The following is a 12263-nucleotide window of genomic DNA, read 5'->3' as shown; positions in this document are numbered from 1 at the left end:
GTTTAGTTCCAGCTGGAATTTGAAGTTCATAACGTCCCAAGCTATCCACTACCGGTGTTTCCTTCAAGGCGTCCACGTTGGTATCTGTTAAGTCAAGATTTGGACTATCGACATCTACTGTAAATTCCGCAATTCTCCACCACTTATTTAAGGTTTGTGTATTGCGAATGCGAACAAAACGAGTTGTAAATTCTTGCACGATATCAGAAGTTCGTTGCCCTGATAAATTTTGAAGCGTTGTCCAATTTGTACCATCTGCAGAATATTCGATGACACCAGATGCTAGTTTGTCTCGTTCTCCTTGCATCAGATGAACTCGTTTTACTTTATGCAGTCCACCTAAGTCCATTTGTACCCAGGCTTGCGCTGGTGTGACATTGGTCTGATCAACATGTGCCATCATGGATTCTGTGTTTTCTCGACCATCTTGCATCTGAACAACACTTGTTCCATATTTGTAAACAAGGTTTGGACTTAAACTAATAGTGCCACTAACTTTCTTACTACCCAATTCTAGGGGTCTATTTACAGCTATTTCACGCATGGCGAGCCAAGCATTATCCTTCTTAGCTGTTGCTATCATACGAACAGCTTGAGCTGTGATATCGAGGTCATTAAATTCCAGAATGCGTTCTCGACCAGTATATGCAGGGCTCGTTATGGCTACCCATTCTCCTTTTTCATTTTGATATTCCACAACTGCATTACTAAAGGTATAGTTATCGGCCGTATTAGTACCCGTAGCGAAACCTAATTTGTGTATTTTAATCGCCTTATTAAAGCGTAAGCCTACATAATCACCTCTCTCAATTACAATGGTTGTTTTGGCAATCACATGTGTATCAAAGTCACCATCTGTGACTTCTTTCAATCCGCCTTCTATTCCAGCACGATTCGTAATAAATGTTGTCACAAATTTATCTGGATTCAACATTGCTTGAATATGTAAGGCTAAGTATTCTTTGAGATTATTGATAAATGGTCGAATATGTTGGACACCAAATTCTGCGTATTCATAATGGTCAACGTAAAAGAAGGCATGTTTAACTGACTGGTCATAATGTTTGACTCCTGCCTGATAGTACTCCCATACCTTGGCATCATTCTTTTCAGTAAGACCTTCTGTAGCTGTTAGGAAAGCTTCAAGCGCGTTCATTTGATCTACTGTATTATCTAACCAATAGTGAATTTGTTCGATTAATTTCTGATCGCCTTTTTCTTTAAGTAGAAGAGCATTGGCTTTCAAACCAGCAAAAATGTCCCTCAACTCTTTTCTTTCAGAATCCAGATTTTGACCAGATTTGAGTTTGTTATAGAATTCTGTCAATTTTGGAGCCAATTTTACAGACTCTTCTAATTTAGTGACATGGGGAGGTCTATTTTGATTGCGCATGTGTTTTCCGAGTTCTCGAAAAGCCTTTGAAACACTGCTTTCTTCAAAATGATCGTTGACTACATAGTTAAAGGCCATATCGTTGATTTGTTCAGCTTCTTCTGCACTTCTCCATTGCTTCCATCCATACTGAGCCATATCAAAAAGTGCCACTTTAGATGCTTCAGATTGTTGCATTGGATTTAGCACAATTCCTTGTGCAAGCGATAAATCAACATTTGGATGTAAGAATTTTTCACCACCTCCAAGAATTAGGTGGGGTTTTGTATTGTCATTACATGGCCAGTTAATCCAGAACTGAATTGGACGGTAAGTCTTACCACCTTCTGTTAAATTTTTCTTTAAGTTCGTTAAGAATGTTTGATCAACAGCCCCCCAGACCTTTCCACCAGTAAGAGTTAAATGAACATTTTCAGGAAGATGTTCATTCAAGGTCCGAAGTTCAGCTTCAGTTCCTTGCCCCATGTACCAGGCAGGAACAAAAATCATATCTTTACGGAGACCACTGTATGTTGTTTGTTTTTCAGTCAACCAATTTGTGATATCCTTCATCAAGCGAACATAACTATGGTAACCACCAACTGGGCTTGGTGCATCATCTGCAAGCACACCAAATTCACGCACTCCCACGTCCAACAACTGAGTAAACTTAGCCTTTATTGTTGCAAGGTCAGCCTGGTAATGCGCTTCATTGCCAAAGCGGATACGATTGTTCATAAATGGATGGATGGTCCAAACATAACGTGTTTTCGTTTGATTACCGACACGTGCAAGTTCTCGGATTTCAGCCAGTTTTTCTTCTGGGTAAAGTTCACGCCATTTCTTATTGTGGTATGGATCATCTTTTGGTGCGAAATAGTATTGAGTTAACTTCAATTCACTTCCATAACGCATCAATTCTTTACGATTTTCATTAGACCATGGATTTCCATAGTAACCTTCGATGAAACCACGGTTCTTGATTTCAGCGTAATCTTCCACTGTCACATTGCGAAGAACTGGAACTTGACTTTCCTTAAGCATGTGTTTCAAGGTTGTCAAACCATAGAAGACTGCATCTGTGTCTTTTCCGACGATAGAAATCGAATTATCCTTGATGGTCAAGGCATAGGCATCAATCTTGTCAAAGAGACCTGCTGAAACCTTGGACATATTTTGCTCTGCTTGTGAACCTTGTCCATGCACTCCAAGATAGATATTAGTTGCGCCAGAAACTGCCGTTTTACTAGTTTTGTAAGATACTTGATTGTCCTGCAAGACACTCTTCAAGCGATTACGAGTATAGATATCGAGTTGATCTCCCATAACCAGATTGACTTGCTTACGAAGGGCTGTGACTCCTTCTCCATAAGTCACTTTTTGTGGAGTTGGGAAGACCTTGTACTCTTTCTTGAGATAATCTGCGCTCTTGCTGGCAGCTGCAATACTATCTTCGCTAGCTGGTTTGCTTGCAGTGAATTGATCCGCTAGTTCAACTGTTCCATCACCTGTTTGATCTACTTTTGGAGTTTCAGGTGTAGTTGGTTGACTAGGTTTAGAGATTTCTTTATCATTTTGTCCTCCACTCATAGCTTCAGACGGCTTTGTTTCATTCTCTGGAATTCCAGGTGCTTCAGCTGGTTTAAGATTATTTGTCGAATCAGTAGAACCAATCGTTCCTGTAGTTTCTCCATTTCCAACTGTCGAGCTAGCTTCCTTCCCAGTATTTTCTTCTGCTTTCTTCAAAACTGCCGCAAGTTCATCAGGTAACTTTTCTAATGGCTCAGCTTGAGTTATAGTTCCCTCTTTATCTCCTACACTACCTGTTTCTGCAGCCTCTACTAGATTAACACCAAAGATACTGGCACCAATCATAACAGAAGCTACTCCAATAGCGAATTTACGAATACTGTAATGACAACGTTTATTGAAAAAATTTTTATCCATCTTTATCTTATCTCCTTTCGTCCAAACACGAAAGTAAACGATTCCATTTTCACTAGTAAAGACGGGGAGGACTAATTGGCCCTCTCCATCTATTCGACTCATTTATCGATTCATTTTTTATCTTCTACCAATCTATACAACTAGAATGGTATTAGGCGCACAGACTAGTCCTCTTTGCGTTTTGCAGTTAATAAAGCTGCTGACAAGGCCAAGGTAACACCTGCCAAGAAAATAGCTGTTTCTGACTGTTTTTCACCAGTCTCTGGCAATCTCTTGTCTTCCTTGGCAACTTGAACTGGTGCTTCTGGAGTCTGAGATTTTTCTAACGAACTTAGTTTAAACTCTGGTTTTTCTACTGTCGGTGCTGGTTGATTACCTACTGTAGCTAGAATACCACGGTACTCTGGAAGTTTATGTTCTAGAGCCATTACAGCATTAACGCCACCCTTAAATTCAGGTTTCTCAACACTTGGTACTGCTTGATCTCCTACTGTGGCTAGAATTCCTGTGTATTCTGGAACTTCATTGACTGCTGCTTCTACAAAGTTAGCACCACCTTTGAATTCTGGAACTTCGTTTACTGCCGCTTCTACAAAGTTAGCACCGCCTTTGAATTCTGGAACTTCATTGACTGGAGCTGGCTCCTCGCCTTTACTACTTGAAATAGTTGTTTTCAGTCCAACTTCAACAATGCGATCCTGAGCCTTTCTTTCTTCAGAATGAACAAGACTTCTAGTAGTACCCAAAACTTGAATATAGTCAACTTTTTCTCCATCCTGACCTTCAGAAACAATACGACGTTGACCTTGAGCAAGTTCAGGATTTTCACGAATAACTTCTTTAAACGGAAGTGAAGTCTTTTCAATTTCCAAACTTGGTACTTCTGCAACTAAGTTCTTAACGCCTTCTGTCGGTGTTGTTTGGAAGGTAGACTTAAAGTGTAAACGATATTCTTTCACCAGATTTCCATCTTTGGAAACAAGACGAACGAGTGTTGGAAGATTTGTATTTCCATGATCCACTACCGTGACTACTCCATGTCCACTAGTTGTCGCAGTGACTTTTGGTTTAGTTCCCATTGTTGTTAGGGTGTACTCTGTCACATTTGGATCAAAGTTTTCCAATGCTTTTCCATCGATCGAAATAGTCGCTGATGGTGTTTCCACTTCTGCTCCCTTGCCTGCAGAATAGGCTGTAAATTCTACAAGTGCAAGACCATTGGTAGTAGCCTTACGAGTCATGCGAGCACGAATAGCTGTCGTTTGAACCGGATCAAAGTTAAACTCGATTGGTTTACCAGCTACTAATTCTCCAGAAGCTTTGTAAGGAATTGGTGCCCAATTTTCTGCCTTATTGAATGGATGATCGGCATTTTCTTCATAACGAGAAATCGTACTTGGTTCTGTAAATTCTGGACCAATATATCTTTCTAGAACCATTTTCTCAGGAGCATCTGTGCCACTATCTTTAAAGAACTGAAGGGCTACTTTTCCGATAGATTGAGAAGTAATTTTTCCATCCTTCTTAAAGAGTAATCCAACAGAAGTTTCTTGATTTTTCGGAGTACGAGACCAGTTTGTCCAACGTCCATCTTCATTGTATTTTCCATCATTGATATAGAAAATTCGATCATGTGAAGCTGCTTGAGTATCGTTCGTTGTCGAAGCAAAGGCTTTAGAATCTTTGTCATTGTTGCTTGGATTTTCTGAAATGATTTGATTGCCTTTAGAAACAACTGTCACCTGCATGATAGTTGTTAGATTTGTACCAATAACATGACCGGTAACTTGGAATGTTCCCTCATGCTCTGTCGCATGTTCAGGAATAGCATCCCACTTCACTGCAAGTTTATCTGTAGTCCAATTAGTTGAAGTTGGATAATAAACACTTACTTCTGAAGGAAGTTGAAGATTGTCTCCAACATTCAAGATTTTAGCACTGTTTTCTGCAGCAAGAGGTTGACTAGTTTCTCTCTCATCATTACGGTAGATTCGATATTCTTTTAAAATAGTACCATCTTCAGCCTTCAAAATAAGACGTGTCGCACCTTTTGGACTTGTTGCTGGAACAAGAGTAACCAAACCATTGTTGCTAGCTGTTGCAGTAATTTCCTTGCTAGATTGAGGAATATAATAATCTGTTTTCGATGGATTAAAGTGTTCAAGATCCTTGCCATCTACTTTGATAGAAATATCTGAACTTGTTTCACTTAAGACCTTGTTTCCAAGGACAGTTAGCTCTGTCAAACCAACACCTGATGTTCCATCAGCCTTCTTCATACGAATACGCACAGCGTAGGTTTCGACCTTGTCAAAGGTAAAGTGATTGGTTTGAGTTGCAGATAGCTGACTTGGAGCATGTAAGTTTTCAACTGCTTTCCAATTGTCTGGATTATTAAATGGATGATTAGTATCACGCTGAGCATGACTGACATCACTTGGTAAATCTGGAATTTCTTTACCTACATAATATTCAACTACATATTCTTTTGGAAGACCAATTGCTCCATCAGTATAGAAATCAACTGACAAATTGTTGACAAAACGTTTCGTCAAGTCTCCTGAATTACCAAATAAGATAGAAGCCCAGTCATTATCAGTATTTGTTCTCCAAGTTGTCCATCTATTTTTAGCATCTGATGGCGTTCTTGATACAGTCAAGTCGTTCAGGGTATTGGCCGTGTCATCTCCTCCTGTATTGGATACAATAGCAGCAGGTAATTGTGAACCTGTCCATTGTTTAGAGATATTATTTCCAGCAACCACTTGACTAGACACTCGAACATGAGCTTTAGTTGTAAGATTGCTACCTACTAAACGACCATTGATTTCATAGACCCCTTCAGTTTGACTAAAGTTGGCTGGAACCTGATCCCAAACAACATCTTTGTAGATAGTTGTTCCATTAGAATGGTAAGCCCGAACATTGGCTGGCAATTGAACTGTCTCACCCTTAGGTACTGTGAGGCTGATTTCCTCTGCAACTTGCAATCCTTCAACCGTTACAGTCGCTTGAGCTTCAATGTCTGTGCCTTCTACATGTCCTTTAAGCGTAAAGCTATGATAGTGCCCCAACTCTTTTTCATCTACCTTATCCCAAGTTACAGATACTTTGCGTGGCAAGCCCTTATCAAATTCTGCCCCAACTTCTTTAGGTAGATTCGGTTGCTGATTAATGTCTGTAGAAACAGATACAGGATGAAGTTTCACAATCTTCTTGCTGACTTTATTTTCTTTAATCACCACTTCAGTGGTTACAGATTCTGTTTTCTCTGTTTGATTATCGATTCGAGGTGTCAAAGTCACTCTTCCCTTAGTATAGAGCAATAGATTCTGACCATTCACCTCAAGATGCCCACCATCAGATGATTTAGCTTCTAGGTGAATATCTGAAGCTGAAAATTCTGTTTGAGAACCATCCTCATAACGACCAATGACGTGATAAGTTAATACTTGATCTTCAGTGGCAGTTTCTTTTCCTTCTACAACCACTTCCAAACGTTTCAAGGCAGGAGCTTCCTTCACAAACTGAATTAAGTAAGTTTGAACCAAATCACCCTTTTGGTCACTCAAGAAGACAGAAGCCTGATAACCATTATCAGCAGAAGCTTGCTGAACAGTTACTTGATAACCAGTAGTCTGAGCCCCAACACTTGGAATTGTTCCAGTGTAAGGAAGGGACACACGGTAATAAGTCTTGCCAGACTCGAAGTTCTCAAGAGCTTTATCCCCAACAGTAAGTCCTGTAATGCTACTTGTTGTTTCCTTACTGCTTGCGATAAAGGTTGCCGTAACTTCATGACCATCATCTACTAATTTACCAGTAGCTTCCGTACGTCCACCTTCTTTTGTCAAAGCAGAAGGATCTTTCAAGGTCCAAGAAACAACATCAGTATCAATCAAGCTACCATCTGTCAGAACAGCTGTGACTGTTTTATCCAAATCTGCTGCAGTTGTACCAACTGGGACTGTAGCAACTTTTGGTAACCATCTATCTAAAGCAATCACTTTAACAAATGCCTCAGCTTTAGTTTCCAAACCTTCTACACGTCCAGATACTTTTTTCTCACCTGCACTTGTAAGCAAGTCAGCTGGCACGTCCCATGTTACAGTCTTTTCCTCAACACTACCGTCGCTATAAATAGCTGTTACTGTTTGAGGCAATTCAGGATTTGTGCTAACATCAGTTGTTGCTTTTATAGGAGCAAAGGCTACAAAGTGACGGTTTTCTTTCTTACCAGACACAGTTGCGACCGTTGCGCTATCAGATGTCAAACCAGCAGAATCTGCATAAAGAGTAAATTTACCTTCTTTTTCTGTTGATTTTACAATGACAACTCCTTTACCATTGAAAGCACGTCTTTGCCATGTTCCATCCGCTTGAGCTTTGTAGCGCTCACGGCTAGCTTGTTCTCCATTATCCACACCAACAATTTGTCCCTGACCATGAAGATTGAAATGAACAAGATTATTCGCTGTCGGAACCACATTCCCATCGCCATCAACAATTTCGTAATGGATGTAGGATAGGTCTTTCCCATCTGCAGTGATAACATGCTCTTCTTTAGTCAGACGAACTCTTGCTGGTTCCCCTGCAGTTGTCACACTATCACGCGCAATTTCGTTGCCATTTTCATCTCGAGCAATCGCAGTCAGTGTGCCGGGTTGGTATTTCACAAGCCACTCAAGATACAATTCACTTGGTTTAGCCCCTTCATGATAAGGACGTCCATCTTCTGTCCTTTTCTTCGTATATTCCTTTTTACCAAGCGACTGTCCATTTAAGAACAATTCGACACTTGCAGCATTTGAGAAGGTACGAACCGGAACTTTTCCATCAACTAACATCTTACGTTCTTTAAGTGTCTCTTCAGTCCAGTTCCAATGTGGTAAAATACGTACAGTTGGCTTTTCTTTAGCACTATACCACTCACTGCGATAAAGGTAGAAATCATTTTTTGGTAAACCAGCCGTATCGATGATACCAAAGTAAGAGCTTTTTACAGGTGTATTATCTTGGTTATGCCATGGAGTTGGTTCACCAATATAATCAAACCCAGTCCAGATAAATTGTCCGGCATAGCCAGCGCGATCACGGTCAAAAGTCCATGACTCAGTAGCTGTTCTTCCCCACCCAACACGGTCGTTACCATAATCAGATTGTTCATAGTGACGATTTGGACGGTTATCGTGTCCAAGGATTTGAGCAGGATTGTAATAAGAATCACGCGTTCTAGTAGCTGAAGAGGTTTCAGAACCATAAATGAGCCAGTCTGGATGCGCTCTACGAACCGCATCATAAAAACGTTCACCATAGTTCATACCGACAGCATCCATGATTTCTGCGAGTTTCAAGAAATCACCTGTCGCTGCACGACTAAATTTATTTTCACCCATGGTGACATAACGCTCAGTATCAATCGCCTTGATAATAGCCTTCAGACGCTTAGCAGTTTCGATAGAGCGAGGACTACCATTTGCCTCTTCTACCTCATTTCCAAGAGACCACATGACGATAGACGGATTGTTCTTATCACGTTCTACCATTGTTCTAAGATCAAAATCAGACCACTTCTCACCCTTCTTAGCTTCAGGATGGGTTGCATCTTGATCAAAGAAACGTCCATAGTCATAAGTCTTCTTACCACCATACCAAGTATCAAAAGCTTCCTCTTGAACCAAAAGACCTAAACTTGCTGCAGCATCAAGTAACTGAGGACTAGCTGGATTGTGGGTTGTTCGAATAGAGTTAACCCCCATATCTTTCAGGAGTTTTAATTTACGATAGGTAGCCTTATAATTTTCTTCTGCACCCAAAGCTCCATTGTCATGGTGAATACTTACTCCGTGGAATTTCATGCGTTCACCATTCAGAGAGAAACCATCCTTAGCAGTCCAATTAAAATAGCGGTAACCAAATGTATCTTCTGTTACATCAACTAGTTGACCTTCTTTATAAACCTTTGTTTTCAAAACATACAGTTGAGGATGATAACTTTTTGTCGTCCAAAGAGTTGGTTTATTAACTAGGATTGTTTGTCTGAAATCTGCAACTTCATTTTCTGCTAAATTCTTCGTTTCAGAGCGCACTAATTCTGAAACAACCTTACCTTCCTTAGTGAAAATTTGTTGTTCCACAAAGACTTTAGCAGCCTTCTTATCCGTATTTTTAATCTTACTTTGAACCTGTGTTTCAACATTCCCTTCTTTTTGCTCAGCAAGTTTTGGAGTAGTGATATGATTACCATTTTCGGCAACATGGACTTTATCACGATAACTAAGAGTTACATCACGATAAATCCCACTTCCTGAATACCAACGACTACTTGGTTGCTTATTGGTCACTTGAACAGTAATTGAATTTTCACTACCATCCTTGTTTAAAAATTCTGTGATATCATATGAAAAATGATTATAGCCACTTGGATAATGTCCTACAAATTTACCATTTACATAGACCTTTGAATCCATGTAAACACCATCAAAATTGATACGAACATCCTTATTCTTGTCTGCTTCATTTAATGTGAAAGTCTTACGATACCAAGCTGTTCCACCATTTAACTGGCCACCTTCATTACGCGCGGGAGACTTATGGTCGAAATCAAAATAAATGCTCCAATCATGTGGAAGATTCAATTTAGACCAATCATGAACATCCACATCTTTTTTTGAAAAATCTCCTTGGGCATTTAGTTTAAAATACCAATCTTTATTAAAATCTTGTTTTCGCTCCGATAATAGTTGTTTTTCCTTTTCAACTTCAGCTTTGTTTGACTCTCCAGATAGTGCTTGCGATTTTTCAAAAGAAGGTTTGATCTCTGTGTCTGCTTTCACTTGGTCCTTTTCAGAAGTTTTTTTAGAATCCTCTTTCAGTTCTGTTCCAGATGTTGATGCAGATTCAACAGGCTTTGGATTTGCCTCTTCAGATTTCTGTTTGTCCTCAGCCTTGGTTCCTTCTTCTACTTTATTTGGAGTTTCCACTTTAGGACTAGCCAATTCATGACTACCATCGTTAGCAGGTCTAGTAGTTTCTGTATCCTTAGTCACTTTATCTTCTGTCGACTCAGCTTTGGGTTTTACAAACTCACGCCCACCATTCTCATCAGCCTTTGCGATAGCAGCTGCCACATCATCAGGAAGCTTATCTAAAGGCTGAGGTTGATGAACAGTTGTTTCTTCTGTTTGAGTATTGGATGAAGCCACTTCCTCAGCTTGTACAGCTGAAATGCCAAATATACTAGCCCCAATCATTACAGATGCCGCACCTATTGCAAATTTACGAATGCTATAATGACAACGTTTATCAAAAAGTCTTTTGTTCATTAAAATCCTCATTTCTTTTTCTTGATACAAAGTAAGCGCTTACTTAATTTTAAAAAACGACCTCCTTCTGAATACACAAACACGTACCAAGTTCGATAATATATTTTATATATTAAATATATCAAAACACACCTAAAATTGCAATCATTTTCCATCAATTTAACCTAATAAAATGGTATGCAAGATAAGTTCATTCAAAAGAAATAAGTGCAATGAAAGTAGCTTTCTATTCTAGACTCTTTCCAATACAAATTTCATTCTATTAATAGCATTTTCATACTTCAAATTTATAGTTTATGGACTCATATCATTTTAGACTGCATTATATAAAAAGAAGGTAAAACATTATTCTACCTTCTTTTTTCCTATTTTCTATCCAATGTCCGAAGTGCTGCTTGATAAGTTTGCTCCATCAGCATGGTAATGGTCATAGGACCTACACCTCCAGGAACTGGTGTGATGTGGCTAGCAAGTGGGGCAACTGCCTCATAATCAACATCACCACATAGCTTCCCATTTTCATCGCGATTCATCCCAACATCAATGACAACTGCTCCAGGTTTAACAAAGTCAGCAGTCACAAACTTGGCACGACCGATTGCAACCACCAGAATATCTGCTTTAGCAGCCACCTTGGCAAGATTATGAGTCCGTGAGTGAGTCAAAGTCACTGTAGCATTCTTTGCCAAAAGAAGCTGGGCCATGGGTTTTCCGACGATATTGGAACGACCGATGACGACCGCATTTTTACCTTCCAAGTCAATCCCATATTCATGGAACATTTCCATAATCCCTGCTGGTGTAGAAGGAATCATGACTGGATGACCAGACCAGAGACGCCCCATGTTTAAGGGATGGAAACCATCCACGTCCTTTTCAGGATCAATAGCCAATAAAACTGCCTCTTCATCAATATGTTTTGGCAATGGTAACTGGACTAATATCCCGTGCCATTCTGAATCTTGATTGTATTTGGCAATCAAGTCTAACAATTCCTCTTGGGTAATGGTTTCTGGAACTCGGACTACTTCACTACGAAAACCAGCTGCAAGGGCAGAACGTTCCTTATTTCGAACGTAGACTTGGCTGGCAGGGTTGTCCCCAACCAAAATCACCACCAAACCAGGTACTAAACCTGTTTCTTCCTTTAATCTTGCAGTCTTTTCAGCCAGCTGTCCTTGTAACTTAGCTGCTAGAGCCTTCCCATCAATAATCTGTGTCATATCACTTCTCTTTTCTTTCAAATATCTTCCATTATACCAAAAACTGTTAGTCCCCTCTAACACTTCTTTCCTAGGCAATCCTATAGTTTCAAACTATAAGAAAAAGGAGCGGATATTCCATCCAACTCCTTATTCTTATTAGAAAATCTAATTAGATTTAATCTTCTTTTTTCTTACGAGCAAGAAGTCCAAACCCTCCTAGTGCTCCAAGAAGTCCGAGCGATGCTAGACTAGCGTTAGCTTCTGTACCTGTGTTAGGCAACTCTTTTTGACCTTCAACATATTTAGGTGTTTCTTGTTTAGAAGGTTTAGAAGGTTGAGCTGGTTTAGCAGGTTTTTCTACTTCCCTAGGATTTGGAACATAGTTAATTACTGTATCTTGACTTGGATCTGTTG

3 protein-coding genes and 2 pseudogenes are annotated in these 12263 nt (G+C 39.7%); all 5 read right to left on the bottom strand.

Features of this window, described 5'->3' with window-relative positions; genetic code table 11:
* Nucleotides 1-2932: pseudogene (locus HMPREF2628_RS04835) on the bottom strand (beta-N-acetylglucosaminidase domain-containing protein); the annotation flags it as partial.
* 321 nt (nt 2933-3253) lie between these two features.
* Nucleotides 3254-3319 (bottom strand): annotated as a pseudogene (locus tag HMPREF2628_RS11120) (YSIRK-type signal peptide-containing protein); the annotation flags it as partial.
* A gap of 164 nt (nt 3320-3483) precedes the next feature.
* Nucleotides 3484-10644, bottom strand: a complete 7161-nt coding sequence (locus HMPREF2628_RS04830) for an SIALI-17 repeat-containing surface protein (RefSeq protein WP_070842490.1) — start codon at nt 10642-10644, stop codon at nt 3484-3486.
* A gap of 365 nt (nt 10645-11009) precedes the next feature.
* On the bottom strand, nt 11010-11867 hold the full coding sequence (locus HMPREF2628_RS04825; RefSeq protein ID WP_049552281.1) for a bifunctional methylenetetrahydrofolate dehydrogenase/methenyltetrahydrofolate cyclohydrolase: 858 nt from the start codon (nt 11865-11867) through the stop codon (nt 11010-11012).
* A 157-nt stretch (nt 11868-12024) separates the two neighbouring features.
* A partial coding sequence (locus tag HMPREF2628_RS04820) for an LPXTG cell wall anchor domain-containing protein (protein ID WP_142350500.1) occupies nt 12025-12263 on the bottom strand: 239 nt, incomplete at its 5' end.

Origin of the sequence: Streptococcus sp. HMSC063B03, assembly GCF_001836965.1 — a bacterium.
Lineage (GTDB): Bacteria > Bacillota > Bacilli > Lactobacillales > Streptococcaceae > Streptococcus > Streptococcus pneumoniae_F.
Note: the sequence above shows the minus strand (reverse complement) of the source record. Positions and strands in the feature narration are given on the sequence as shown.